General features: G+C 35.3%; 28 protein-coding genes. 22 read left to right on the top strand and 6 right to left on the bottom strand.

All coding sequences use genetic code 11. The annotated features are described in order from the left end of the window. Window positions 1-24 precede the first annotated feature (24 nt). The 5 genes from OLM61_RS09485 to OLM61_RS09465 all read left to right on the top strand — a co-directional run bounded on the left by OLM61_RS09485 (window position 25) and on the right by OLM61_RS09465 (window position 5500). Entirely contained in the window at window positions 25-1689 is a 1665-nt protein-coding gene (locus OLM61_RS09485) for an alpha-amylase family glycosyl hydrolase (RefSeq protein WP_264526109.1), read from the top strand. A 156-nt stretch (window positions 1690-1845) separates the two neighbouring features. After that, the gene (locus OLM61_RS09480; protein WP_264526108.1) at window positions 1846-2532 is read left to right on the top strand and encodes a glycerophosphodiester phosphodiesterase; all 687 of its coding nucleotides are present in this window, start codon (window positions 1846-1848) and stop codon (window positions 2530-2532) included. A gap of 121 nt (window positions 2533-2653) precedes the next feature. After that, entirely contained in the window at window positions 2654-3862 is a 1209-nt protein-coding gene (locus OLM61_RS09475) for an NAD(P)/FAD-dependent oxidoreductase (protein WP_264526107.1), read from the top strand. 140 nt (window positions 3863-4002) lie between these two features. Further along, entirely contained in the window at window positions 4003-4725 is a 723-nt protein-coding gene (locus OLM61_RS09470) for a hypothetical protein (RefSeq protein ID WP_264526106.1), read from the top strand. A 25-nt stretch (window positions 4726-4750) separates the two neighbouring features. Then, entirely contained in the window at window positions 4751-5500 is a 750-nt protein-coding gene (locus OLM61_RS09465) for a hypothetical protein (protein ID WP_264526105.1), read from the top strand. A 65-nt stretch (window positions 5501-5565) separates the two neighbouring features. Here OLM61_RS09465 and OLM61_RS09460 read toward each other — a convergent pair whose 3' ends face one another. Continuing rightward, window positions 5566-6042 carry a TspO/MBR family protein gene (locus tag OLM61_RS09460; RefSeq protein WP_264526104.1) on the bottom strand — a complete coding sequence of 159 codons (477 nt, stop codon included), beginning with the start codon at window positions 6040-6042 and terminating at the stop codon, window positions 5566-5568. A gap of 164 nt (window positions 6043-6206) precedes the next feature. On the opposite strand from OLM61_RS09460, the gene OLM61_RS09455 reads away from it, so the two are divergent. From OLM61_RS09455 to OLM61_RS09425, 7 genes are all read left to right on the top strand, one after another. Further along, window positions 6207-7289 carry a diphosphomevalonate/mevalonate 3,5-bisphosphate decarboxylase family protein gene (locus OLM61_RS09455; protein ID WP_264526103.1) on the top strand — a complete coding sequence of 361 codons (1083 nt, stop codon included), beginning with the start codon at window positions 6207-6209 and terminating at the stop codon, window positions 7287-7289. A gap of 30 nt (window positions 7290-7319) precedes the next feature. Further along, window positions 7320-7538 carry a hypothetical protein gene (locus OLM61_RS09450; RefSeq protein ID WP_264526102.1) on the top strand — a complete coding sequence of 73 codons (219 nt, stop codon included), beginning with the start codon at window positions 7320-7322 and terminating at the stop codon, window positions 7536-7538. Between the two features lie 4 nt (window positions 7539-7542). Then, window positions 7543-7845 carry a type II toxin-antitoxin system RelE/ParE family toxin gene (locus OLM61_RS09445; RefSeq protein ID WP_264526101.1) on the top strand — a complete coding sequence of 101 codons (303 nt, stop codon included), beginning with the start codon at window positions 7543-7545 and terminating at the stop codon, window positions 7843-7845. A 2-nt stretch (window positions 7846-7847) separates the two neighbouring features. Next, window positions 7848-8786, top strand: a complete 939-nt coding sequence (locus OLM61_RS09440; protein WP_173967145.1) for a mevalonate kinase — start codon at window positions 7848-7850, stop codon at window positions 8784-8786. A 64-nt stretch (window positions 8787-8850) separates the two neighbouring features. Then, entirely contained in the window at window positions 8851-9060 is a 210-nt protein-coding gene (locus OLM61_RS09435) for a hypothetical protein (RefSeq protein WP_264526100.1), read from the top strand. Between the two features lie 91 nt (window positions 9061-9151). Next, a complete protein-coding gene (locus OLM61_RS09430) occupies window positions 9152-10108 on the top strand; it encodes a geranylgeranylglycerol-phosphate geranylgeranyltransferase (protein WP_264526099.1) in 957 nt (318 codons plus the stop codon). 224 nt (window positions 10109-10332) lie between these two features. After that, window positions 10333-11241 carry a pseudouridine synthase gene (locus OLM61_RS09425; RefSeq protein WP_264526098.1) on the top strand — a complete coding sequence of 303 codons (909 nt, stop codon included), beginning with the start codon at window positions 10333-10335 and terminating at the stop codon, window positions 11239-11241. Between the two features lie 64 nt (window positions 11242-11305). On the opposite strand, the gene OLM61_RS09420 is transcribed toward OLM61_RS09425, so the two are convergent. Both OLM61_RS09420 and OLM61_RS09415 read right to left on the bottom strand, forming a co-directional pair. Next, window positions 11306-11908 carry a DUF937 domain-containing protein gene (locus OLM61_RS09420; RefSeq protein ID WP_264526097.1) on the bottom strand — a complete coding sequence of 201 codons (603 nt, stop codon included), beginning with the start codon at window positions 11906-11908 and terminating at the stop codon, window positions 11306-11308. Between the two features lie 280 nt (window positions 11909-12188). After that, on the bottom strand, window positions 12189-12689 hold the full coding sequence (locus OLM61_RS09415; protein WP_264526096.1) for a DUF456 domain-containing protein: 501 nt from the start codon (window positions 12687-12689) through the stop codon (window positions 12189-12191). Between the two features lie 48 nt (window positions 12690-12737). On the opposite strand from OLM61_RS09415, the gene OLM61_RS09410 reads away from it, so the two are divergent. Both OLM61_RS09410 and OLM61_RS09405 read left to right on the top strand, forming a co-directional pair. Further along, complete coding sequence (locus OLM61_RS09410) at window positions 12738-13121, top strand: hypothetical protein (RefSeq protein ID WP_264526095.1); 384 nt, start codon at window positions 12738-12740, stop codon at window positions 13119-13121. 47 nt (window positions 13122-13168) lie between these two features. Next, window positions 13169-13654, top strand: a complete 486-nt coding sequence (locus OLM61_RS09405) for a hypothetical protein (protein WP_264526094.1) — start codon at window positions 13169-13171, stop codon at window positions 13652-13654. Between the two features lies 1 nt (window position 13655). Here the strand turns inward: OLM61_RS09405 and OLM61_RS09400 are convergent, their stop codons facing one another. Together OLM61_RS09400 and OLM61_RS09395 are read right to left on the bottom strand one after the other, a co-directional pair. Continuing rightward, the gene (locus OLM61_RS09400; protein ID WP_264526093.1) at window positions 13656-14759 is read right to left on the bottom strand and encodes a glycosyltransferase family 2 protein; all 1104 of its coding nucleotides are present in this window, start codon (window positions 14757-14759) and stop codon (window positions 13656-13658) included. Continuing rightward, window positions 14756-15700, bottom strand: coding sequence for a flippase-like domain-containing protein (locus OLM61_RS09395; protein ID WP_264526092.1), 945 nt, complete (start codon window positions 15698-15700; stop codon window positions 14756-14758). Before OLM61_RS09395 ends, OLM61_RS09400 begins: the two co-directional genes overlap by 4 nt. Before the next feature lie 108 nt (window positions 15701-15808). Between OLM61_RS09395 and ruvC the strand changes: the two genes are divergently transcribed. From ruvC to OLM61_RS09360, 7 genes are all read left to right on the top strand, one after another. After that, window positions 15809-16363, top strand: coding sequence for a crossover junction endodeoxyribonuclease RuvC (ruvC, locus tag OLM61_RS09390; protein WP_264526091.1), 555 nt, complete (start codon window positions 15809-15811; stop codon window positions 16361-16363). Window positions 16364-16439: 76 nt separating this feature from the next. Further along, window positions 16440-17597, top strand: a complete 1158-nt coding sequence (hemW, locus tag OLM61_RS09385) for a radical SAM family heme chaperone HemW (protein ID WP_264526090.1) — start codon at window positions 16440-16442, stop codon at window positions 17595-17597. A gap of 90 nt (window positions 17598-17687) precedes the next feature. Continuing rightward, the gene (locus OLM61_RS09380) at window positions 17688-18476 is read left to right on the top strand and encodes a cyclase family protein (RefSeq protein ID WP_264526089.1); all 789 of its coding nucleotides are present in this window, start codon (window positions 17688-17690) and stop codon (window positions 18474-18476) included. Between the two features lie 49 nt (window positions 18477-18525). After that, window positions 18526-18927, top strand: a complete 402-nt coding sequence (locus OLM61_RS09375) for a GNAT family N-acetyltransferase (RefSeq protein ID WP_264526088.1) — start codon at window positions 18526-18528, stop codon at window positions 18925-18927. Then, window positions 18924-19274 carry a DUF4260 domain-containing protein gene (locus OLM61_RS09370; protein ID WP_264526087.1) on the top strand — a complete coding sequence of 117 codons (351 nt, stop codon included), beginning with the start codon at window positions 18924-18926 and terminating at the stop codon, window positions 19272-19274. Before OLM61_RS09375 ends, OLM61_RS09370 begins: the two co-directional genes overlap by 4 nt. Before the next feature lie 8 nt (window positions 19275-19282). After that, window positions 19283-19654 carry an MmcQ/YjbR family DNA-binding protein gene (locus OLM61_RS09365; RefSeq protein ID WP_264526086.1) on the top strand — a complete coding sequence of 124 codons (372 nt, stop codon included), beginning with the start codon at window positions 19283-19285 and terminating at the stop codon, window positions 19652-19654. A 71-nt stretch (window positions 19655-19725) separates the two neighbouring features. Next, the gene (locus OLM61_RS09360) at window positions 19726-20427 is read left to right on the top strand and encodes a PH domain-containing protein (RefSeq protein ID WP_264526085.1); all 702 of its coding nucleotides are present in this window, start codon (window positions 19726-19728) and stop codon (window positions 20425-20427) included. Window positions 20428-20621: 194 nt separating this feature from the next. Here OLM61_RS09360 and OLM61_RS09355 read toward each other — a convergent pair whose 3' ends face one another. Then, window positions 20622-21722, bottom strand: coding sequence for a DUF4407 domain-containing protein (locus OLM61_RS09355; protein ID WP_264526084.1), 1101 nt, complete (start codon window positions 21720-21722; stop codon window positions 20622-20624). 269 nt (window positions 21723-21991) lie between these two features. Here OLM61_RS09355 and OLM61_RS09350 point away from each other — a divergent pair, with 269 nt between their 5' ends. Continuing rightward, window positions 21992-24802, top strand: coding sequence for a TonB-dependent receptor (locus OLM61_RS09350; protein ID WP_264526083.1), 2811 nt, complete (start codon window positions 21992-21994; stop codon window positions 24800-24802). The last annotated feature ends 70 nt before the right edge of the window (window positions 24803-24872 follow it).

The raw sequence follows: 24872 nt of genomic DNA, 5'->3' as shown, positions 1-24872 counted from the left end.
CCATGTCTAAAAAAATCCTAAATAATGAAAAAATACATTTTCCTTTTTTTACCTTTAGTATCCTTAATCATGAGTTGTTCTGGCTCAAAATCAGTTACAATGAATAACGATACTTCAAAAATACCTTTCGTTTGGGAAGGAGCCAATGTTTATTTTTTACTTACCGATCGCTTTTACAATGGAGATCCTTCTAACGACCTCAATTTCAATCGAACCAAAACTCCGGGAAAATTACGTGGTTTTGAAGGTGGCGATATTATTGGAATCACCAAAAAAATCGAATCCGGTTATTTTACTCAATTAGGAATCAATGCGATCTGGCTAACTCCCGTTGTCGAGCAAATACATGGTGGCGTTGACGAAGGAACAGGTCTTAGCTATGGTTTTCATGGTTATTGGGCAAAAGACTGGACGGCACTGGATCCAAATTTCGGAACTAAGGAAGACTTGGCCAATTTAGTCAAAAAAGCACATGCAAAAGGCATCCGAATTATTCTGGACGGTGTTATCAACCACACAGGTCCGGTAACTCCGGAAGATCCCGTTTGGCCTTCAGACTGGGTGCGAACAGGAGTGGTTTGTGATTACAAATCATTTGAAAACACAACCATGTGCACCTTAGTGGACAACCTTCCGGATGTAAAAACAGAAAGTACACAAGATGTCGAATTACCCCTTCTTTTAATCGAAAAATGGAAGAAAGAAGGCCGTTATGAAAAAGAAATCGCTTCACTCGATGAATTCTTCAAAAGAACAGGATATCCAAGAAGTCCAAAATATTATATCATAAAATGGCTCACCGATTATATTACAGCATTCGGAATTGACGGTTATCGAGGCGATACCGTAAAACATACCGAAGAAAGTGTCTGGGCCGATTTTAAAAAAGAATGCGACTATGCTTTCGAAGTCTGGAAAAAACAGCATCCTCTGGAAGTCTTAGATCAAAACCCCTTTTATACGATTGCCGAAGTTTACGGATACGGAATAAGCGGCGGACTGGACTATGATTTTGGAGATCGAAAAGTAAATTATTTCCAAAACGGTTTCAACAGCATGATTAATTTTGAATTCAAGTGGAATGCCGCTCAAAACGACTATGAAGGTTTGTTTTCAAAATATTCCAATCACTTTACTAATGAACTAAAAGGATATTCGGTTTTAAACTATATGTCATCGCATGACGATGGTCAGCCTTTTGATCCCAACCGAACCAAAAGCATAGAGAGCGGAACTAAATTATTGCTTTCACCTGGAATGTCACAGGTATATTATGGTGATGAATCGGCGCGGCCTTTAGTCATTGAAGGCACACAAGGTGATGCAACGCTGCGCTCGAATATGAATTGGGACGAGATTCAAAACAATCCCGAAACACAAAAAACACTATTGCACTGGCAAAAATTAGGTCAGTTTCGACGAAATCATCCTGCGGTTGGTGCCGGAATTCATTCGCAGATCAACGCACAACCTTATGTTTTTTCAAGAACTTTCACAAAAGATGCCTATACCGATAAAGTTGTAATTGGCTTGGATTTACCCAAAGGCAAAAAAGAACTTCCAGTTGGTGCTATCTTCCCCAACGGAACAAAATTAAAAGACACCTACTCCAATCAAAATACCGAAGTAATTGATGGAAAAGTAACTATTGATAGTGATTTCGATATTGTTTTATTGGAAAAAGAATAGCAATTTTTCCACTGAGAAACACGTAGATTCACAGAGTTTTTTAGCCACAGATTAAAGGATTAGAATGATTTTTAAAAATCTGCTATAATCCTTTAATCTGTGGCTGTTATTTTTCCTTTGCACCTTTGTACCTTTGCACCTCTGATCCTTCATAAAATGAACAAAATGCTAAAAATAGCACACAGAGGCGCAAAAGCTTACGAACCCGAAAATACATTACAAGCTTTTCAGAAGGCGTTAGATCTAAATGCTGACGGAATCGAACTTGACGTTCACTTGAGCGCTGACGATCATATTATAGTAATTCACGACGAAACGATAGACCGAACAACTAACGGAAAAGGTTTCGTAAATACTTTTTCTTTAGCTGGTTTAAAATCGTTTCTGATTAATGGGGAATACCAAATCCCTACTTTAAACGAGGTTTTTGATTTGGTTGACAAAAAGTGTCTGATCAATATCGAATTAAAAGGTTTAGGAACTCCCGGTAAAGTTGTCGCGTTAATTGAACACTATATCTCAGAAAAAAACTGGAATTACGATCATTTTATCGTTTCCAGTTTCGATTGGAATATGCTACAGGAAATATCCAATTTAAATCCAAAAATTCCGATTGGAGTCTTAACAGAAGAAAATCTTAATACCGCTTTAACTTTTGCCGAAACGATAAAAGCCAAAGCAATTCATCCTGATTTTCAATTATTGAATACAAAGAATGTAAAAGAGATTCAGGAAAAAGGATTCTTGGTTTTGCCCTGGACAGTAAATTCAGAAGAAGACCTACAAAAAATAAAAAGTTATAACGTAAACGGAATTATTTCTGACAATCCAGATAAAATATAAGTTTAAAATTTTAGCCACAGATTAAAGGATTTACACAGATTCTAAAATTCTTTTAATTCTTATAATCTGTGGCAGAAAAAATTAGTGCCAATTCGTGTAATTCGTGGCAACTCAAAATAATATGATCAAAAATTTCGACATAATCATTGTTGGCGGAGGCGCCGCAGGTTTTTTTACCGCGATTAATATTGCAGAGAAAAATCCCAAACTGAAAATTGCCATTTTAGAAAGAGGAAAGGAAGTACTTTCTAAAGTTCGCGTTTCAGGAGGTGGAAGATGCAATGTAACCCACGCCTGTTTTGAACCAAATGAACTGGTCAAATTTTATCCGCGTGGCGAAAAAGAGCTTCGTGGTCCTTTTCATCAATTCTGTTCCGGAGATACCATCGAATGGTTCGAAAAACATGGCGTTGAACTTAAAATCGAAGAAGATGGCAGAATGTTTCCCGTTTCCAATTCCTCACAAACCATTATAGATTGTTTTTTAAACGCTACTGAAAAACTAGGCATAAAAGTACTGACAGGACAAAGTGTACAATCGATTTTTAAAAAGGAAGATTGCTGGAAAATTGATACTCAAAGTGAAAATTTTGCTGCCGAAAAATTAGTAATGGCCACCGGAAGCAATCCAAAAATCTGGGAAATGCTGCAAAATCAAGGACACGCAGTTATAAGTCCTGTTCCTTCCCTTTTTACTTTTAATATTAAAGATCCTCGAATAAAAGAATTACCCGGTGTTGCAGCACAAGTTACCGTTAATGTAAAGGATACCAAACTTGAATCGACCGGACCTTTGTTAATCACACATTGGGGAATGAGCGGCCCGGCCATTCTGAAACTTTCGGCCTGGGGAGCTCGTACCCTGTTCGATAAAAATTATCAATTTACTATTTTCGTCAATTGGTTAAATGATGTTGACGCAGAAGATGCTGAAAAAAAGCTAAAAGAACTAAAACAGGAGCATGCGAAGAAAGCCGTTTCGAAAAAATCGCCTTTCGACTTTCCGAATCGTTTGTGGGAAAGTTTAGTTCTGGCTTCGGGCATTGACACCGAAACTAAATGGGCCGATTTGTCTAAAAATCAATTACAACAGCTTGTTTCTCAACTTACAAAAGCAACCTTTCAAGTCAATGGAAAAAGTACTTTTAAGGAAGAATTTGTTACTGCGGGCGGAATCGATTTAAAAGAAATCAACTTCAAAACCATGGAAAGCAAGTTGCATAAAAACCTTTATTTTGCAGGCGAAATTGTCAATATTGATGCCATCACGGGAGGTTTTAATTTTCAAAATGCCTGGACAAGCGGGTTTATTTTGGCGAACTCCATTTAATATAGAATACAGTCGCAGTTTTCAGTCACAGTTAATCCGAGACTAAAAACTGCGATTTATCAATTAACAAGAATTTACAGATTTACTAAGTTTTCGTTAAGACTATTCTAATAATTTTACTTTCAGCTAAATACCATTAGATGAAAGTAAAACTACTTACCACAATTTCTTTTTTCACTTATCAACTTTCTATTTCTCAAACCGAAAAACTTCTTAAAGGAAAGGTACAATCCGAAACAATCTTACTTAAAAATATAGAAGTAATCAATAAAACTGCGCAAACCAGTACAACAACAAATCATTTAGGAGAGTTTTCCATACTTGCAAAAGCCCAGGACAGCCTTATCTTTTTCTCTAAAAATTTTTTGTTCAAAAGAGTCAAGCTTACCTCCAAAGATATAGGAAGTAACATGATCATTATCGACATGATCCCAATAACCGAAGAATTAGACAACATCGTTATCATAAACAACAAACTTCCCAAAATCACTTATAATACAGAAGCTGCAAACCAAGTCAAAAACGACAAACAGGCCAATGACTTAATTCAACGCTACCTAAATATTAATGACGGAAGAATCAAAAATGCACTTAACTACAATATAGCTCTTCCAACCAGGAAAAAGAAAAAGATTGAAAATGACGAGCGTTTTAAAAAACTAGTCGCTGCTTCCTGTCCTCCCGGATTTTTTACCAACGATTTAAAGCTAAAACCTGAAGAAAAAGAGATTTTTATTAAATTCTGCGATGTTGATCCGCAATCTAAGACACTTTTACAAGATCCAAATATACTGACCATAATGGATTTTTTATATACCAAAAATATCGAATTCCAGAAACTGAAAATAGAATCTAAAAACTAAAAAAAGACTTAATAAATTTCTACAAATGAAAGTAAAATTACTTATCACTATTTCTTTTTTTACCTATCAAATATCTATCTCTCAAACCGAAAAATTACTTCACGGAAAAGTGATGTCCAATAACAATCCGCTTACTAAAGTTGAAGTCATAAACAAAACAGCCAAAACAAGTACACGTACTAATAATTTGGGGGAGTTTTCTATTTTAGTCAAAAGTCGGGACAGCTTATTATTTTTTTCCAAAGATTATTTTTTCACGAGACTAAAAATAACTCCCGAAAACATAGACCAAAACAACATCATCGTAAAAATGATTGTAAAACCTGAAGAATTAAAGGAAGTACTTGTTACTACTATCAAATTTGATCCGGTAAAAATCTCTCAACAAGATATAGACGCTACAAAACTAACCAAAGATGCAAACTCTTTACAAAAATATACTGGTGTTTACGACGGAACCATTCCAAACGGTATCAATTTTGTTAGACTTGGAACAGGTTTAGCTCGTTTATTTCAATCAGATGACGATAAAGCTGTCAAACCTAAAACTCCCGAAACTAATTTCAAAAAACTGGTCGCAACATCAATTTCAGATGATTTTTTTACCAAAAATTTAAAACTAAAACCGGAAGAGAAAAATCTATTTATTGAATTTTGTGATGCTGATCCCAACTCTAAAAAACTTCTGGAAAACAGCAACATTCTCACTACCATGGATTTTATGTATGCCAAAAATGAGATGTTCAAAAAACTAAAAACGGAGAGTAAGAATTAAGTTTATTCAAGATTTATAACAGAATTAACTTGAAACAAAAAAACTTGAAACCTGAAACAAAAAAACTACTTATTCAACCACCAGATACTGGCATTTAAAACTCCGGCAAACGCTACCCATACCATATACGGAATCAATAAATATCCGGCAATTTTATTAATTTTTATAAACTTTAAGTACGTTTCATAAATCATCAGCCATAATAGTACAATTTCGATTAGGGCCAGCATCGGGTTCTTCAATTCAAAAAACAAATACGACCAGATCGCGTTTAAGGTTAACTGAATCAAAAAGAAACCTAAGGCAATTTTCACTGTCTCCTTTTGTTCTTTTATTTTATCCCAAACCAATCCGGCTGCCACCGCCATTAAAATATAAAGCAGAGTCCAAACCGGCATAAATATCCAATTGGGCGGATTAAAAACAGGCTTTATAAGAGTCGGATACCACGTTTCAACACTTGGCCTTGTTACCACACTTGCAGAATACCCCACCATTAAACAAATAACTAATGCAATTGCGATTTTGACTATCTTGTTCATTTTATCAAATTTTGAATCCAAAAATAGTCAAAAGAAAATTCAAACCATAAAAGTTATATCAGTTCATTTTAGCAAAGTCAACTTCTAATATCTTACATAACTTATAGGGATAAAAAATTATCTATTATGGCGAAAAAACTATCTTTGCCAAAATTTTATATTTCATGTTTACAGCAACTGATTTTATTCCTAAAACCTATACTTCATCCATCGAAAACGGAAATTTTGAGTGGAGCGCACCCAGCAATATTGCATTAGTAAAATACTGGGGCAAAAAAGACAATCAAATTCCGGCAAATCCATCGGTGAGTTTTACTTTAAACAATTGCAAAACGATTACGAAATTAGGATTCGCAAAGAAAGAAAATCAGGATTCATTTTCTTTTGATTTACTTTTTGAAGGAAAACCAAAAGAAGATTTTAAACCTAAAATTCAAAAGTTTTTAGAACGAGTCCACATTTATTTACCTTTCCTGAAAGACTATCATTTCACAATTGATACTCAGAATACATTTCCGCACAGCTCCGGAATTGCTTCGTCGGCATCAGGAATGGCTGCTTTGGCGATGAATTTTATGAGTTTAGAAAAAGTATTAAATCCTCAAATGAGCGAGGAATACTTTTATCAAAAGGCTTCTTTTTTAGCCCGTTTGGGATCTGGAAGTGCCTGCCGAAGTGTAAAAGGTAACGTAGTCGTTTGGGGAAACCAGGCCAACATTGAAGGAAGTTCGGATTTGTTTGGCGTAGAATTCCCATATACTTTACATGAGAATTTCAACAACTATCAGGATACTATTTTACTGGTTGATAAAGGCGAAAAACAAGTTTCGAGTACCGTTGGACACGATTTGATGCACGACCATCCCTACGCCGAAAGACGTTTTGCTCAGGCACATGAAAATCTGGATCAGTTAATTGCTATTTTTGAAAGTGGTAATTTAAATGAATTCATTAAAGTTGTTGAGAGCGAAGCACTGACTTTGCACGCGATGATGATGACATCAATGCCTTATTTCATTTTAATGAAACCTAACACGCTGCAAATCATCAATGCCATCTGGAAGTTCAGAAACGAAACACAAATACCGGTTTGCTTTACACTTGATGCCGGAGCGAATGTTCACGTTTTATATCCCGAAAATGTTACCGACAAAGTGCTACAATTTATTCAGGACGAATTAGTTGTATTTTGTCAGAATGGTCAGTACATTTGCGACAAAATTGGAGCGGGCGCGATTGCATTATAATTTTGCGTACCTTTAATTAAAATTTTGATTATGGACATTCAATTAGAAAAACGCGAAGCAATCAATATGCTTCAAGAAACAAATGATCCTTCAATCATTAAGGCGGTCATCGAATTGTTGACCAAAAAGAAAAAAGATTGGTGGGATGATTTGACAGATGCTCAAAAAGCAACTATTAAATTAGGAGAAGAACAAATTGAAAAAGGTGAATTTTCCGATTTTGAAACGATGATGAAGAAACACATTTGAAAGAATGAGGCAAATTATAATTTCAGACCTCGCTCAATCAGCTATTGAAAATCTTCTAGAATATTTAGAAGTGAAATGGTCAGAGAGAATCCGGAAAAAATTTGCAATTAAACTATATCAAACGGTAAAAATTCTTCAAGTTAACCCTGAAGCATTCCCAAAATCTGAGCACAATAAAAAAGTACATAAATGTGTGATTACAAAACAATCCACATTATTCTATAAATTCAACAATAAAAGAATTGAGATAATTGCTTTTTTCGACACCAGACAAGACCCAAATAAAATAAAAAAAGACATAAAATAAACATGAAAGGACCCTTATTTTACTCAAAAATATTACTCTTTGGAGAATACGGAATCATCCGTGACTCTAAAGGACTTTCTATTCCTTATAATTTTTACAACGGAGCTTTAAAGAAAACCGAAGATCCTTCGGCAGAAGCAATGGCTTCCAATGCAAGTTTAAAGCGTTTTGCATCTTACCTTGAAACGTTACAAACCGAACAACCGGACCTGGTTGCTTTTGATTTGGCTACTTTAAAAAATGATGTTGAAACCGGAATGTATTTTGATTCCAGTATTCCGCAAGGATACGGAGTTGGAAGCAGTGGTGCACTTGTTGCCGCTATTTACGATAAATACGCTACTGATAAAATAACCGTTTTAGAGAATCTGACTCGTGAAAAACTGTTGCAGTTAAAAAACATATTTGCTCAAATGGAGAGTTTCTTCCACGGAAAAAGCTCTGGTTTAGATCCTTTAAACAGTTATTTAAGCATTCCAATTTTAATCAACTCTAAAGATAACATTGAAGCAACCGGAATTCCGACTCAGAGTTTTGACGGAAAAGGTGCTGTATTTTTATTAGATTCAGGAATTGTAGGTGAAACCGCTCCAATGGTCAACATTTTTATGGAAAGCCTGAAAGACAAAGGTTTCCGTACCATGCTTAAAAACCAATTTGTAAAATATACCGATGCTTGTGTAGAAAACTTTTTACATGGTGACATGAAATCGTTGTTTACCAATACTAAAAAGCTATCAAAAGTCGTTTTAAACAACTTCAAGCCAATGATTCCGGAACAATTTCATGGCATCTGGCAGAACGGAATTGATACAAATGACTATTATTTAAAACTTTGCGGTTCAGGCGGAGGTGGTTATATTCTGGGTTTTACTGAGGATCTTGAACGCGCCAAAGCATCTTTAAAAGATTATAAGTTAGAGGTAGTTTACCAGTTTTAAAGCCAACCTCTAAAAACCGGTCTTATTTGGATAGTCTTTAAAAGAACCTTAAAAGTTATTACGTATGAATAGTATTTTAAAGATTATCAAAGTGACTTTTTTAGGAACTATTCTATTTTTAGTCTCTTTAATCTCGTTATTGGTACTTTTAGAAAAAAACTTTAGTAGTACTATTCAATCCACAAAAGTAAAGTTTTCAGGACTGGTTACTGAAGAGATTGCTGTCTTTATCTGCTCTGCAACCGGATCAAAACTTTTCGTTTTCGACTCCTGAAGCTCCAAATTCACAAGGAGCGCTTCTATGTTTTGCAGAACGAGAACCTATAAACAAGTCTAGAATTAAAATCCGAAACCAAAATCAAAAAATGTTAAGCAGACAGCACAAACTTTTAGTCATGAAAATTGTTAGTTTGTTCTCCGTAGTGAGAGGCTATAACATTCCGATTATTGTTTTGGCGCAATACTTATCAGCCATTTTTATACTGGCACCTGAAAAAAGAGCGCTCGACATTTTACTGGATTTTAATTTGTTTCTAATCGTTTTTGCCTCTGCGATTACTATTGCTTCGGGGTATATCATTAACAATTTTTACGACAGCCAAAAAGATCTAATCAACAGACCTAATAAATCAATGCTGGACCGATTAGTCAGTCAAAAAACAAAACTATCGGTTTACTTCACGCTCAATTTCATTGCCGCTTTAATGGCTCTTATTGTTTCCGGGCGTGCTTTCCTGTTCTTTTCGGTTTATATTTTCCTAATCTGGTTTTATTCTCATAAAATAAAAAAGTACCCCATTGTAGGCAATCTTACTGCGGCTTTTTTGGCAGTAGTTCCGTTTTTTGCCATTCTTTTGTATTTCTACAACAAGATTTCATTTGAAGAAATCGAAGACCATATGAGTCATTTTATGGTCATCTCCTCTCATGCCGTTTTCCTGTTTTTATTATTACTGATTCGGGAAATGATAAAAGATTTAGAGAATCTGAAAGGTGATTTGGCAAACAATTACAGAACCATCCCGATCCTTTACAATGAAAAAGTTTCGAAACAAATCATTACCATCCTGACGCTCCTAACCGTGGTTCCGGTTTACATCCTAATCAACATTTATGATGTGGGTTATATGGACATTTACTTTTATATCTGTTTTGCCGTATTGCTTTTTTTCCTGATTTATTTATGGAAATCAAATTCTAAAGAGCAATTTTTATTACTTCACAATGTCCTTAAATTTTTGATCGTTTCGGGTGTTTTTTGCATTGTACTTATTAATCCTAGTGTTTTATGGCATGGGAAAAATTTACTGCTGAAGTCCTAAAAGACCATATGTACACCGATAAGGCTGATTTTAAAAGGTTTCCGCAGCTCTTTTTTTACTTTGTGCTATAGATACTTTTCAAAACACAACTTGTCTCAAAATACTTAAAAGAAGCCGATTGTTACCCTTCGGCAACCCTAAAAAACAACAGCTATTAATCTAAGAACAATGAACTTAGGATTATTTAGCAAGAATAAACTATCTTTGCACAAATTACAGAATTTATGAACAATAAGGAAGGCAATAATAAAAGAGGCGGATCGAGACCAAATAGCTCTAGGCCAAACTCTAACAAGCCAAAACCTCCTATGGCGAAACGTGCTCAAGGGCCGAAAAAAGTGAACCCTGCTGTGAAAGCTGCCGAAGAAGCAAAGGCGGAAAAAGTTAAAAAACAGAATCAGGCTCCAAAAAGACAAAAAGCTGCAGACGAAATTCGTTTGAACAAATACATCTCTAATTCAGGTGTTTGTTCACGTCGTGATGCCGATATATACATTCAGTCCGGAAATGTTAAAGTAAATGGCGTTCCGGTAACTGAAATGGGTTATTTAGTAAAATTAAATGATGTTGTAAATTTTGATGGTGTTACTTTAACTCCTGAAAAGAAAGAATACATTTTATTAAACAAACCTAAAAACTTTACAACTGCTCTTGACGAAGGTCAGGAATACCGTAATGTTTTAGAATTAGTTCGTGGTTCTACAACGTCAAAAATTGCTCCGATTGGAAGAATGGACAAAAATACAACTGGTTTATTGTTGTTTACGAACGATACTGACATGATTCGTAAATTTACTTTACCAAATCAGAAATCATCTAAAATCTACCAGGTTTCTTTAGATAAAAACCTAAAATTTGAGGATTTAGAAAAAATAAGCAAAGGCTTGGTTCTTGACGGACACCGCGTTTTTGTTGAAGAAATCAGTTATATTGAAAAAGAAGCGAAAAGTGAAGTAGGTCTTAAATTACGTTCTTCGAATGTAAAAGTAGTACGTGCTATTTTCGAGAACTTTGATTATGATGTGTTGCGTATAGACCGTGTATCATTTGCAGGTTTAACCAAGAAGAATTTACCAAGAGGTAACTGGCGTTTTTTAACTGACCAGGAAATCATCAACTTGAAAAACGTTTAAGGAAACCAATCAAATTGGCGAAGATATAGATCCTGTTTTACTTTTGTAAGACGGGATTTTTTATTTAGAAGCTAAAAAAGTTATGACCGAATAATGTAAAAATAGATCTTCCTATAGATTGGTTTTTTTCTTCTACCGATTCGTAACATGAAAATCCAAGGATAATTTTGATTCCGGGCGGAATACTGTTTAAAATATCTCTCTTTTGATCTTCTAAGAGTAGTTTTAAACTCTCTACTATTTGGATATTATTCTTAAGATAAGAGACGACTAATAAGGCTGAAAAGTTAAGAATCTCTCTGGCTGTCTCACTTTTGATTCCGACTTCGTTAGAAATCATTTCAGAAATCCTGCCTTTTTTATTGGTAAAAATTTCTTTCAGCAAACCATTTCCTTCTAATCGGTAACAATCATCAACGGATAAAATACGACCCGATGCAAAATCAACTTCCTGGTAAAAGGTCGAATCGTCCTTTAGTAATGAAGTTATACCCTTGTAAAAATCTGACTCCTCGGCCCTGTTGTACAAACCCATTAAAACTGTACCTATCGAAACATCGATTCCCTTAATTAAAAGCGCATCATTTTCAAAATAAAACTTGTTTAACTTTGAAACAACATTAGAAGAAATAAAACGTCTAAGTTCGATTTGTAGGTTTGGAGTCATACTTAACTTGTTTAAAATTATTTAAATCCATTAAAAATAATCGACAAAGTGAGGCTTTTTATCGTTTATCAGGATAAAAATATAAAATATTCTAACATTTCCAAAAAATAAGTTAAATAGTGAATTGTGGCTTTAACAATTGTTAAACCTAAAAATCCCGAAGTTCCAGTAAACATAACCCATTCGTAATCAAAACAAATAAAAATTGCTTAGAAAAAAATACTGGTTTTTTTAATAAAAAATGAAAAAATAAGAAAAAGCTTAAGGATAAATACCCGATTTAAAACAGTAATAGGCGATTTTGCCAAACAATGCTAATAAAAATACCCAGGTAGATAATGCAGCATAAAAAATTCACAAAACTGGAGGCCAGAAAACCCAAAACAGAACCTGTCGCTGCTTTTAATGCGCGCTGATGATTGGTCGAATCATAGATCAATTCTCCAACAAGAGCCCCGATAAAAGGCCCGATAATCACTCCGAAAGGAATAGGAGCAATAATACCAACGATTAAACCAATGTTCGTTCCCCAGACTCCATACGAACTCCCGCCAAACTTCTTTGTCCCTTTTGCCGGAATCACATAATCGAGAATTGTGATTGCAATGGTAAACACTAGTGTAATTCCTAAAACCCAATAATTATTTTCAACAGCTTTTGTTAAATACAGCAATAAGAGCCCCACCCAACAAGATGACAATCCGGGTAACACAGGTAAAAAACTACCAAAAATCCCAACAATCATGCATACAAAACCAAATAATAACAATAGTAAATCCATATCTTTTTTTGTAAATTTGAGGTACAAACTTTCTAAAGGAACAAATTAATGCGTCAATTTTTGCAATTTATCTCCTGTAGTTTTCTGATCCTTGCCATCAACTGCAATTTGTGTGCCCAAACTAAAAAACTATCAGTTGACGATCAGCTGTTGCAGGACAGTATTTATAAAAGTAATAAGAAAAAAGTACTCAACTTTTCGATGAAAGATTTTGATGCGCTGTTCTTCGAATATTTCAATCGCAAAAATAATCCAAATATTGTACTAAGTAAAACGGAGTTCTACAATTACACCGTCCAGATAGCTGCTTTTTCTGACCGGCTTGCTTCTTTATATCCTGAACAAAAAGAAGTTGCAGCACAAAACAAAGAAAAATGGTTTTCAGAAAACTATGAAGATTATTTGCAATTCAAAGCTTCCCAAAAAAAATAATCGTATTTTTATATTCTAATTTGTTCATTCAATCCAACATCAAAATCTTGAAGCAGCCTTTCATTTTAGTACTTGTTTTATTTTTCAATTCTTGTCAATATTTTGAGAAGCAGGTTCCGTCTGAAAAAGAATTACTTCAAAAAGAATTAAAGTCAATTAACTGGAAAGAGGTTGATGAATTTCCATCTGTAGCCAATTGCGAAAAAATCGCCGATAAAAAGCAACGTCAGCAATGTTTTTTTGAAGTAATGGCACAGCTTATCCAAGAGAAACTGGACATTGACACCCTTTCTATACTGTATCCTGAACTGGATACTATCGAAGTGAAAGTGACGGTTTTTCCTAATGCAACAATGAAATTCGAACCACAATTTCCCAAAGATTCCGTTGCCTACGATACAATTAAAATCGATAGTATTCTACATGCCCGTTTGGTCGATTTTCCTAAAATAAATCCGGCACTTAAACGCGGAATTCCGGTAAAAACTCAGTTTATCCTGCCAGTTATTCTTAAGGCAAAGGAAAAAAAATAGTTTATTTGGTAAACTTTCTCCCCTTCCATTCATAAGAGCCAAACAAACTGTACAACGCCACAGCAGAGCTAAAAAAAGGATACAACAAGCTGCTTAAAAACAAACTTTTTATACGGTCATTTGTCAAAAATTGATTGGTACAACGGAGTAAAATAAAATCGATTGTAAATTTAAAAAAGGCAAAGCAAACGAAAAAATAATAGGGCCAGATTGAAAAGAGTACCCCAAAAAAACCTGTTACAAAACTCAGGTTTCCCAAGAAAACAATTACCCCTAAAATCTTTCCAAAGCTACTTTGATACGAGCTTGTTTTGGCCGCCCAACGCACTCTCTGATAAAATAAAGTCTTCCAGTCTTCCGTTGGTTTTGTCGTAACAATTGCTTCTGTTGCTTTTAAATAGTGAACTTCATCAGGAAATTTTGAAACCGCTTTTTGCAATAGAAAAACATCATCCCCACTGGCAATTTTATTGTTCCCCTCAAATCCGTTTAAATTTTCGAATACTGATTTAGTGTAGGCAAAATTAGCGCCGTTGCACATAAAGGCTTTTTGAAGTCCAAAGCTTCCAATTGTTGCTCCTTGTAAACTTGTCAGATCCAGTTGCTGAAAATGATGTAAAAAGGAGTTTCCACCTACATAAGTCACCGCTCCTGCCAGCATCGAAACCTTATTTTGCTGAATGTAATTATCGAAGGTTAACAACCAGTTCTGGTGCACCAGACAATCGGCATCAGTAGTAATGACCCATTGGGTTTTTACCTGTTGCATGGCCGTCGAAATAGCATCTTTTTTGGGAGAATTTGAAACCCGAATATTGTCAATTTGGGAAATGGGAAATTTGAAATTTGAAATTTGAAATTTCTCCTTAGAATTATCATCTACCAAAATAACTTCAAACAAATCATTCGGGTAATTCAGTTTTGAAAAACTCGCTAAAAGCTTAGGTAAATTCTCCTCTTCATTCCGAAACGGAACTATAATGGTAAAACTCGTTTGAGGTTTTAAATCTGTACTTTGATACTTTTTTACTTTAGCAAAACCATAAACAAGCCAACCAATAGCAAACATGTAAATGCCTAATACGGCATACAATCCCAAAATCATTCTGCGGTTCTGGTTTTAAAATTCAACACATAATAAGCCCCAATAACAACAGGTAAAACCACGTTAAGAAACCACATCAGAGTGCTGATAAAAACTACAATCCATTCGTTTACACCTAAAATTCCAAAGAAATAAATAGCAACACTTCCTTTTACCGCAAAATCCAGAAATTGAAAAGTAGGCAGTGACGAAGCCAAAAAGTAAACCACAGCAATGGTTGCAATTAAGGTGAAATACGGCAAATCGACATCAAAAGCCAAAAACAAAAAGTAGTACTGATGCGAAAAAACCAAATAACGCAAAACCCCTAAAAGAATATTTTTGCGGTGAATTGGTTTTGGAATTTCATTGATCTTATGTACTAATTTCTCAATCGAATATCCTTTAATTTTTATTTTCTTCAGCGAAAACAAAACAACAAAAAGCAATACAAAAATTCCAAACAAAACGGCCACCGTTTGAGTTGTAATGATCTCATGCTTGGCATTAAAATACAACAACCCAAAAATCCCGAAAATCACCGTTAAAATCATCTGGATTCCGTTGCAGATCAGGTTTAAGAAAATTACTTTTTTAGCCTCTGATTTCGAATAATACAACGCTTTTCCTGCATACTCTCCTACTCCGTTTGGCGTAAAAATTCCTGCTGTTAAAGCTGCCAGCACTTGTTTAGTCGCTTCTCCCAAAGAAATCTCATGAATTACCTTTGCCAGATTCTGCCATTTCAGAATTTCAAAATAACGATTCAAAACACTCAAAAGCAAGATAAAACCAATTCCTACTACCGACTGATTTTTACGAAACAGCACGATAAATTTTTGCCAATCGAGTTTATCATTGTGCGCCAACTGATTATAAATAAAGTAAAATGCACCACCTACAATCAAAAGTTTGATTAGAAGAACAAGTAATTGCTTAGCTTTGTGAGGAATTGAAATCATGTTGCAAAAGTAATCAATTTGAAAATGTGGCAATTTGAAAATGAGTAAATGAATTGTCTTAATTTTCAAAAACCTGGAACTTGAAACAGCAAACCTGAAACAAAAAAATTGACAAAAGAACGCATCATATTAGGTATTGACCCCGGAACCACAATTATGGGTTTCGGATTAATTAAAGTCATTAATAAAAAAATGGAATTTCTGCAGCTTAACGAATTGCAACTTTCCAAATACGACAATCATTACCAAAAATTAAAAATCATATTTGAACGTACGATCGAATTAATAGAAACGCACCATCCCGACGAAATTGCGATTGAAGCTCCATTCTTTGGCAAAAACGTTCAGTCGATGTTAAAGCTAGGTCGTGCACAGGGTGTCGCAATGGCAGCGGGACTTTCGAGAGACATTCCGATCACGGAATACGAACCCAAAAAGATTAAAATGGCCATTACCGGAAACGGAAACGCCAGTAAAGAACAAGTCGCCAAAATGCTGCAACAACTTTTAGGCCTGAAAGAATTACCTAAAAACCTCGATTCAACAGATGGTTTAGCAGCTGCTGTTTGTCACTTTTTCAATTCCGGAAAGGTGGTTGCCGGTAAAAGTTATTCGGGCTGGGATGCTTTTGTGAAACAAAATGAAGAACGAATTAAAAAATAGTTTTCAGTCGCAGTCACAGTTTACAACTAAAAAATACTGAGACTGAAAACCGAGACTGAAAACTGAGACTAAAATCATGAGCGGTATTTACATCCATATCCCTTTTTGCAAGCAGGCTTGTCACTATTGCGACTTTCATTTTTCGACTTCAATGAAAAAGAAAGACGAGATGGTTTTGGCATTAGCCAAAGAAATCGTCATGCGAAAGGATGAGTTTAAGCTTCTCGACTCTGCTCAAAATGACAACCAGATTGAAACTATTTATTTTGGCGGTGGGACTCCCTCGGTTTTGAATAATGACGAGATAAACTTTTTAATCGATACTGTTTACAAGAATTATAAGGTAGCAGAAAATCCGGAAATAACACTCGAAGCAAATCCCGATGATTTGTCTCCGGAACGTATCCTGGAATTATCAAAAAGCCCTATCAACCGTTTAAGCATTGGGATTCAGTCGTTCTATGAAGCGGATTTAAAAATGATGAACCGCGCTCATAATGCGGCAGAGGCGATAAATTGTTTAAAAGAAGCGACCAGATATTTCGACAATATTTCACTCGATTTGATCTACGGAATTCCCGGTCTGACTGACGAAATGTGGAAAAAGAATATTGAAACAGCTCTGTCCTTTGGTATTCCGCACATTTCGAGTTATGCTCTGACGGTAGAACCCAAAACGGCTTTAAAAAAACTGATCGACACCGGTAAAATTGCAGAACCACAAGACGAAGCAGCTTCCAATCATTTTATGATTCTGGTTTATACCCTTGAAAAAAATGGGTTTATTCATTACGAATTATCCAATTTCGGAAAGGAGAATTATTTCTCCAAAAACAATTCGGCTTACTGGCTTGGTAAAAAATACATCGGAATTGGCCCTTCGGCACACAGCTATGATGGTGAAAAAAGAGGCTGGAATGTGGCGAATAATTCCCTTTACATCAAATCAATTCAGAATGACGAACTTCCAATAGAAACTGAAATTCTGTCTAAATCGGATCGTTATAACGAATATATTATGACGGGTTTAAGAACCATTTGGGGCGTTTCCTTAGATCGGATTGAAGCTGAATTTGGCTCAGATTATCTGGATTATCTCCAAAAACAATCTCAGAAATTCCTGGACGATGATTTACTTTTTATCGAAAACAACATTCTAAAACCAACGGCAAAAGGAAAATTTTTAACGGATGGAATTGCAAGTGATCTCTTTTACTTAAATTTGGAAGAATAAAAATCGAACGCTGATAAAACGGATGCAGGCAACGCTGATAAAAATCCGTAAAAATCCGCGTTAGAATATCTGCAAAATCCGTGTTCCATTATGCTAGCACTTATTGACAACAAATATCAAATCGACCTATCAAAACCCATTGATATTTCAATTCCGTTAACCAATACAGACGAAAACCCGATTGCCTGGTACATCGAAAAACCCGTTATTGAACCGGTCGTTTTTGGCGATTGGATCGGGAAAGTTTCGGAAGGAAAATCATCTACCAATTTTAATAATATTTTCTTCAATCCGCATGGGCATGGAACGCACTCGGAATGTTTGGGACATATCACAAATGACTTTTATAGTATCAATGAGTGTTTAAAACAGTTTTTCTTTTTGGCTCAACTCATTACGGTTGAACCTGAAAAAATTGGTGATGATCTGGTGATTACAAAAGATCACATTTCGACTTCGCTCAATGGGACAAATGATTCGTCTTCGCCCACCAAAACAATTGAAGCGCTAATTATCAGAACACTTCCCAACCAAAAAGATAAAAAGTCAAGGAAATACTCGAATACAAATCCACCGTATTTATCTGAAGAAGCCGCTATTTACATTCGTGAAAGCAAAATTCAGCATTTGTTAATTGACTTGCCAAGTGTGGACAAAGAACATGACGAGGGAAAATTACTGGCTCACAAAGCTTTTTGGAACGTAAAAGATACGCTTCATTTAAACGCTGATGCGAGATTAAACGCAACGATTACCGAAATGATTTTTGTTTCGGATGAAATCAAAGATGGCGACTATATACTAAATCTTCAGATTGCTTCGTTTGAAAACGATGCAAGTCCAAGTAAACCATTGTTATTTGAGATTTCAGGTTGTTGATTTCAAATCTTACCATCTAAAGTCTAAAATCTAAAACCAATACTCTAAAATGATAACCGTTTCGACCGATAAAACTAAACTTGATGTTCCGTTTATACAAAATTTCCTGAAGGATATTTACTGGGCTGCGGGAAGAACTATTGAAGAAGTTCAGACCACAATTGATGCTTCCGTTTGTTTTGGAATTTACCTCAATGACAAACAAATCGGCTTTGCGAGGGTTATTACAGACTACGCCGTTTTTGGATATGTAATGGATGTTTTTATTACCGAAGAGCAGCGTGGTAAAGGATATTCGTCTGTTTTAATAGAAGCAATGATGAATGAACCTGTTCTAAAAAACATTCAAATATGGAGATTGGCGACTACTGATGCTCATTTTTTATATGAAAAATTTGGTTTTACAGCCTTACAGCATCCCGAAAAAATGATGGAAAAGAAAATAACATGAAAACAATAATTAAACTTGAAGAATTAGGAATGTTGCTTCTCGGAATCTATTTATTTAGCCTTTTAAACTATCAATGGTGGTGGTTTTTAGTCTTCATTTTGGCTCCGGACCTTTCGATGACGGGTTATGCATTTAATTCTAAAATTGGTGCTTTTTTGTACAATGTATTCCATCATAAAGGGCTCGCGATCTTAGTTTATATAGTGGGTTGTTATTTCAAAACGGAACCCCTTCAGCTTATCGGAATTATGCTATTCTCGCATGCTGCAATGGATCGTTTCTTCGATTATGGGTTAAAATATCAAAAAGGTTTTAAGTATACACATTTAGGTGAAATCGGTAAATAAAAAATAATATGAATCTGGAAACGTACTACGAATATTGTCTTTCGAAAAAGGGTGTTAGCGAGCATTTTCCTTTTGATGAAGACACTTTGGTTTTTAAAGTTGGCGGAAAAATGTTTGCATTATCCTCCTTATCGCAATGGGAAAAAAATGAGCCTTCGGTTAATTTAAAATGTGACCCGGAACGCGCTCAGGAACTAAGAGCCGAGTATGACGAGATCAAACCCGGATTTCACATGAGCAAAGTACACTGGAATACGATTGCCCTCAACGGAAATTTACCGACCTCTTTCGTCAAAGAATTGATTGATCACTCGTATGAATTGGTTTTCAAAAGTTTGACAAAGAAAATTCAGAATGAAATTATCGAATTAGAAAATTAGGCATTACATTTGCAACATAAGACAAAAAACTTAGCAACTCAGTTACAGTGTAACTTAGCAACTTATCAATCATGAAAGAACAATTTAAAAAATTTCTGAACGAAGAACAAGACCCTAAAGCGATTGAAAAAATCACTTCGAAACTCAATGATTTATTGATGAAAAACGAAGAAGTCGGGTACATCGCGGTTCAAAAAAAACCAGCAATTACTGTTTTTCCGGATAGCATAATCTTAACCAATAAACGTATCATTATTTGCAAACCTAAAAACTTAGGTCTTTCAATGGATTTTACAGATTATACCTGGGATGATATTGCCAGTACTTTTGTAAAAGAGAATATTTTAGGTTCTGAATTTTCATTTGGTACCAAAACGGATTTGGCCATTTCGATCGATTATATCCCGAAAACTCAGGCAAGAAAAATTTATACTTATGCTAAAGAACAATTGGATTTGTTGAAAAACCCTGTTGTTACAGAAGCTCCTGCAGCAGAACCAGCACCAATCGTTGAAGATGATTTTGAAGAAGTTGAAGAAGTTGAAACGGAAGAAGTTACCAGTTTTGCCGAAATTTTACCTGCAACAACTCCTTATGAAACTTTTGAGCCTATACAACCGACTCAAACTCCTGCCGGAGAACGTAAATTGAGCGACTTAACCAAAGAGGAACTTTTTGACAAGCTGCAGAATTATAAAAAATTGCTTGACAATGGTTTAATTATGCAGGGAGAATATGATACCTATAAAAAAGAGATTTTAAGCTATATGTAGCTTGTAAAATGTAAAATGTGATTGGTGAAATGACTTCTTACAGACTACATCTTACATCTAACATTTAACATCTCACTAAAAATATAAAAGTCTTAAGCTCTAATTGAACTTAAGACTTTTTTTATTTGATCGATCTCGTTTTAAAGATCATTTCACTTTTCACAAGCTACATTTTACAAATAACATTTCACATCTCACAATGTTGCTTTCTGCTTCTCTACAAAACTATTCGATTGCAATTCAAGTAATTCCTTTGCATTTTTGCGTTGCAAATCATAGAGTCCTCTGTCTCCGGCAATATCGGCATAAACTTTATCGTGCATTTCTGCACTTGTTTTAACCAATAATTCGCGCTGGTATTTGTTTTGTTCCAAAGTGGCTTTCATTGCCGTTTCGGCTTCTTCCTGTTTAAAATCAAACTCGCCTTTAGGAGCTAATAATTTGGCTATAATCGGAGAAGTTTCAATGGCTAAAAACAGCAACATTATAAAAAAAGACGGTAGCCAGGGCAATTTATTCAAAGCATTAATACGTGCCATTAAACCGTCAAAACCTTCAATGATGGGTTGTGTTTGCGTAACTTTTTTATCTAAATCGGCCTGCAATTGTTTTCCCGTTTTTTCTTTCTCGGCAATCTTGGCTTCATTAGTGCTCTTTAATGCTGCTAAGTCTTTTAGAGCTGCGTCATGTTTCTCTCGTTTTTCTTTATAAACCGGTCCTTTACCAAGTTTTTTGGTTCCTGAAGTTCCTTCGGCTTCTGTGATATAAGTCGAATACAAATCATTTACCTCTTTTTCTTTTTTCAGAACATCATTTTTCAAAGCTGCAATCTCAGCCTTATTCTTATCTAAATCCGATTTGAAATAATTGCCCACCTGCTTTTTGTTTGCCAATTCCATTTCGTTTTTTTCCTTCAATAAAACCGTATTGATTTCTTTTTCGAAAATTTTAATCTCCAAAGGTTTCGAAATTACGATTGCAATAATAATTGCGAGTATGATTCGAGGAGTCGCCTGAATAAATTCATCCATAAAACGATCTCTTTTTTTAATCGTCGAAACGATAAATCGATCCAGATTAAAAATGAGCAAACTCCAAACAAATCCAAAAATTAAAGCCGGATAAATAGAATCAAAAACGGTAAAAAGCGCATAAGCACTGGCCAGAAAAGCCATAACTGCAGTAAAAAATACGGTGGCACCAATACCAACGTATTTGGTTTGCTCGCCATTTGAACAGCCCTCGAGCAGATCACGATCGGCTCCCGAGCAGAGAATAAAAAATTGTTTTAACATGATTGATGATTTTTGATTGATGATTATTTTATCAACTCGCCTTTCGGGCTCATATGATAGGGCAAATTTAGCGCCAAAAATTCAAATTCTAAGTTAAATAGTTCATTTGTTCTAAGTTGGCTTCGTAAAAAACATTTCAATAATAAATGTTGTTTTAACATTAATCTATTTTTAATGTTGAATGGGAATCATAACACTATGTTAATTTTTTTGAAGTCCTTTAATAACATTTACGTTCTAGTTTCGCAGCAAATCAAACTAAAACACAAATGAAAAAATTTTATTTACTGGTAACATTCCTGCTTTTAGCCTTTTCAGGTTATGCCCAAAAGGCTATAATCTCAGGAAAAGTGATGGATACTGACGATAAACTTCCTTTACCGGGAGCAATGATTCAGATTGTAGGCGAAAACAAATATACCGTTTCAGATTACAATGGTCGTTTTGAATTGCTTAATATAAATGCAGGAACCTATCAGCTACAGGTAAAATATATTGGATACACTGCCATTACAAAAGAAATTACGGTGGAACAGGGTAAAAATAACGTAGTTGATTTTGCACTTAAAACATCCGGAACTGAATTGAACGAAGTAGTGGTCGGAGACATTTTAAAAGGCCAGGCAAAAGCGCTAAACCAGCAGAAAAACAATAAAAACATCGGAAACGTAATCTCATCTGATCAAATGGGTCGTTTTCCGGATGCTAACGTTGGAGATGCTTTAAAGCGTGTTCCGGGAATCACCATGCAAAACGATCAGGGTGAAGCCCGTAACATCATCATCCGTGGTCTTGCTCCATCATTGAACTCGGTTACTTTGAATGGAGACCGAATCCCATCAGCAGAAGGAGACAACAGAAATGTACAAATGGATTTGATTCCATCAGATATGATCTCAACAATTGAAGTCAACAAAACCCTGACTCCGGATATGGATGCAGATGCCATTGGAGGTTCTGTAAATCTAATTACAAGAGCTACGCCAAATGGAGAGCGAATCTCGGCAACTCTGGCCGGAGGTTATTTACCAATTCGCGAACACGCTTCCTATACTGCGGGACTTGTTTATGGAAATCGTTTTTTCGACAATAAATTAGGAGCTGTTTTTAGCGGATCATATAACAATGTCGATTATGGATCTGATAATATTGAAAACGAATGGGTAAAAGATAAATTCGGGAATGAATATTTACAGGCATCAGAAGTTAGAAAGTACGATGTACAGCGTATTCGCCGCAGCGGATCTGTAGCATTGGATTATAAATTTGATGAAAACAACACCATTTTTGCCAACGCTATTTACAACTGGAGAGAAGATAGAGAAAACCGTTTCAGAACCACTTACGATGATATCGAACCCATTTATAACGGTCAGCAAATTACAGCATTTAAAGGGCGTGTAAAACGTCAGACAAAAGGTGGAATAGACAATGATCGCAACAAAAACAGAAGATTAGAAGATCAGCGTGTTCAGAATTATTCGATTCGCGGAGAACATTTAATCAATTCTAAACTTGATTTAGACTGGTCTGCCAATTATGCAAAAGCCAGAGAATACCGTCCGGAAGAGCGTTATATCGAATACCGTCAGAAAGGTTTGGATATGACTCAGGATTTATCAGACATTCGATTTCCATTACTCACCACAACCGGAGAGGCTCTAAACAAATTCAAATTTCAAACGGCTACTGAAAATACAGATGAAACCAGCGAAAGTGAATTTGGGGCAAAAATTAATATCCGTTTTCCTTTTACGATTATTCCGTCTGAAAAAGGAAGATTGAGAACAGGAGTTAGGCTTCGATTGAAAGAAAAAGAGAGAAACAACAATTTCTTTGCTTATACGCCTATCAACACCGATATGGCTTTATTGTCGCAAATTTCAAATAGCAATTACGACGGTCAAAACTTTAATCCGGGAAGCAAATATGTACCGGGAAGTTTTGCTTCGGCTAACTTTTTAGGAAGTTTAGATTTAAACAATGCTACATTATTTAACAAAAAAGCAGATCCTGCAGAATTTCTGGCGGTAAATTATAATGCCAAAGAAAACATTTATGCGGCTTATGTAAGATGGGATCAGGATTTTAACGATAAGTTATCTATGGTTTTAGGTTTTCGTGTAGAAAACACTCGTATTGATTATACCGGAAACCGCGTACTGGATGAAGAAAAATTAGAGAGTCAGATCAACACGACCAACTCTTATACTAATTTATTACCAAGCCTCTCTTTGCAATACAACGCGACCAAAGATCTGGTTTTAAGAGCGGCTGCTACAACTGCTTTGGCAAGACCAAACTATTACGCACTTGCTCCTTACGTAAACAACATTGCTGCCGAAAAAGAAATTATGGCCGGAAATCCGGATCTTGACGCCACTTACTCCTACAATTATGATTTTATGGCCGAAAACTATTTCAAGTCGGTTGGATTAATTTCGGGAGGTGTTTTCTATAAAAAATTAGAAAACTTTATTTACAATTACAGCGACAACCAATACACTGCTGCAAAATTTGCTGCTGATTTCCCAAATCAGGTAAATCCAATTCCGACGGGCGAAAACTGGTCATTTTTACAATCCAGAAACGGAGAAACTGTTGATGTTTATGGTTTTGAAGTTGCTTTTCAACGTCAGTTAGATTTCCTTCCTGGCAAATTTCTTAAAGGATTTGGTATCTATCTGAATTACACTTATACCAAATCTAAAGCAAAAGGAATTGCGGATGAAGATGGAAACGAAAGAAACAACATCAGTCTTCCGGGAACCACTCCGCACATGTTTAACGGTTCTTTATCCTGGGAAAACAAACGTTTTTCTGCGAGAGTATCGACCAATTTCACTTCTGATTATTTAGATGAGTTGGGTTCAGAATCTTACAAAGACAGTTACTACGACAAACAATTTTTCCTGGATGCCAATGCTTCTTTCAAAATTACCCCAAAACTTCGCCTTTTTGCTGAAGCAAATAATTTAACAAATCAGCCATTGCGCTACTATCAGGGTGTTGAAGCGCATACTAAACAGGTTGAGTACTATCAGGCCCGATACAATTTTGGTTTGAAGCTTGACTTGTAATACGTTATTTAAAAATCCTTACATTGGACAGAACTTAACGGTTCTGTCTAATTTTATTAAAATAAATATC

The sequence above is a fragment of the Flavobacterium sp. N502536 genome, from assembly GCF_025947345.1.
In the GTDB taxonomy this organism is placed as follows: Bacteria; Bacteroidota; Bacteroidia; order Flavobacteriales; family Flavobacteriaceae; genus Flavobacterium.
Note: the sequence above shows the minus strand (reverse complement) of the source record. Positions and strands in the feature narration are given on the sequence as shown.

What these genes read in the sequence shown, in the direction of transcription:
- OLM61_RS09485 (WP_264526109.1), top strand. Translation starts at nt 25, where the DNA reads ATGAAAAAATACATTTTCCTTTTTTTACCTTTAGTATCCTTAATCATG.
- OLM61_RS09480 (WP_264526108.1), top strand. Translation starts at nt 1,846, where the DNA reads ATGAACAAAATGCTAAAAATAGCACACAGAGGCGCAAAAGCTTACGAA.
- OLM61_RS09475 (WP_264526107.1), top strand. Translation starts at nt 2,654, where the DNA reads ATGATCAAAAATTTCGACATAATCATTGTTGGCGGAGGCGCCGCAGGT.
- OLM61_RS09470 (WP_264526106.1), top strand. Translation starts at nt 4,003, where the DNA reads ATGAAAGTAAAACTACTTACCACAATTTCTTTTTTCACTTATCAACTT.
- OLM61_RS09465 (WP_264526105.1), top strand. Translation starts at nt 4,751, where the DNA reads ATGAAAGTAAAATTACTTATCACTATTTCTTTTTTTACCTATCAAATA.
- OLM61_RS09460 (WP_264526104.1), bottom strand. Translation starts at nt 6,042, where the DNA reads ATGAACAAGATAGTCAAAATCGCAATTGCATTAGTTATTTGTTTAATG.
- OLM61_RS09455 (WP_264526103.1), top strand. Translation starts at nt 6,207, where the DNA reads ATGTTTACAGCAACTGATTTTATTCCTAAAACCTATACTTCATCCATC.
- OLM61_RS09450 (WP_264526102.1), top strand. Translation starts at nt 7,320, where the DNA reads ATGGACATTCAATTAGAAAAACGCGAAGCAATCAATATGCTTCAAGAA.
- OLM61_RS09445 (WP_264526101.1), top strand. Translation starts at nt 7,543, where the DNA reads ATGAGGCAAATTATAATTTCAGACCTCGCTCAATCAGCTATTGAAAAT.
- OLM61_RS09440 (WP_173967145.1), top strand. Translation starts at nt 7,848, where the DNA reads ATGAAAGGACCCTTATTTTACTCAAAAATATTACTCTTTGGAGAATAC.
- OLM61_RS09435 (WP_264526100.1), top strand. Translation starts at nt 8,851, where the DNA reads ATGAATAGTATTTTAAAGATTATCAAAGTGACTTTTTTAGGAACTATT.
- OLM61_RS09430 (WP_264526099.1), top strand. Translation starts at nt 9,152, where the DNA reads ATGTTAAGCAGACAGCACAAACTTTTAGTCATGAAAATTGTTAGTTTG.
- OLM61_RS09425 (WP_264526098.1), top strand. Translation starts at nt 10,333, where the DNA reads ATGAACAATAAGGAAGGCAATAATAAAAGAGGCGGATCGAGACCAAAT.
- OLM61_RS09420 (WP_264526097.1), bottom strand. Translation starts at nt 11,908, where the DNA reads ATGACTCCAAACCTACAAATCGAACTTAGACGTTTTATTTCTTCTAAT.
- OLM61_RS09415 (WP_264526096.1), bottom strand. Translation starts at nt 12,689, where the DNA reads ATGGATTTACTATTGTTATTATTTGGTTTTGTATGCATGATTGTTGGG.
- OLM61_RS09410 (WP_264526095.1), top strand. Translation starts at nt 12,738, where the DNA reads ATGCGTCAATTTTTGCAATTTATCTCCTGTAGTTTTCTGATCCTTGCC.
- OLM61_RS09400 (WP_264526093.1), bottom strand. Translation starts at nt 14,759, where the DNA reads ATGATTTTGGGATTGTATGCCGTATTAGGCATTTACATGTTTGCTATT.
- OLM61_RS09395 (WP_264526092.1), bottom strand. Translation starts at nt 15,700, where the DNA reads ATGATTTCAATTCCTCACAAAGCTAAGCAATTACTTGTTCTTCTAATC.
- hemW (WP_264526090.1), top strand. Translation starts at nt 16,440, where the DNA reads ATGAGCGGTATTTACATCCATATCCCTTTTTGCAAGCAGGCTTGTCAC.
- OLM61_RS09380 (WP_264526089.1), top strand. Translation starts at nt 17,688, where the DNA reads ATGCTAGCACTTATTGACAACAAATATCAAATCGACCTATCAAAACCC.
- OLM61_RS09375 (WP_264526088.1), top strand. Translation starts at nt 18,526, where the DNA reads ATGATAACCGTTTCGACCGATAAAACTAAACTTGATGTTCCGTTTATA.
- OLM61_RS09370 (WP_264526087.1), top strand. Translation starts at nt 18,924, where the DNA reads ATGAAAACAATAATTAAACTTGAAGAATTAGGAATGTTGCTTCTCGGA.
- OLM61_RS09365 (WP_264526086.1), top strand. Translation starts at nt 19,283, where the DNA reads ATGAATCTGGAAACGTACTACGAATATTGTCTTTCGAAAAAGGGTGTT.
- OLM61_RS09360 (WP_264526085.1), top strand. Translation starts at nt 19,726, where the DNA reads ATGAAAGAACAATTTAAAAAATTTCTGAACGAAGAACAAGACCCTAAA.
- OLM61_RS09355 (WP_264526084.1), bottom strand. Translation starts at nt 21,722, where the DNA reads ATGTTAAAACAATTTTTTATTCTCTGCTCGGGAGCCGATCGTGATCTG.
- OLM61_RS09350 (WP_264526083.1), top strand. Translation starts at nt 21,992, where the DNA reads ATGAAAAAATTTTATTTACTGGTAACATTCCTGCTTTTAGCCTTTTCA.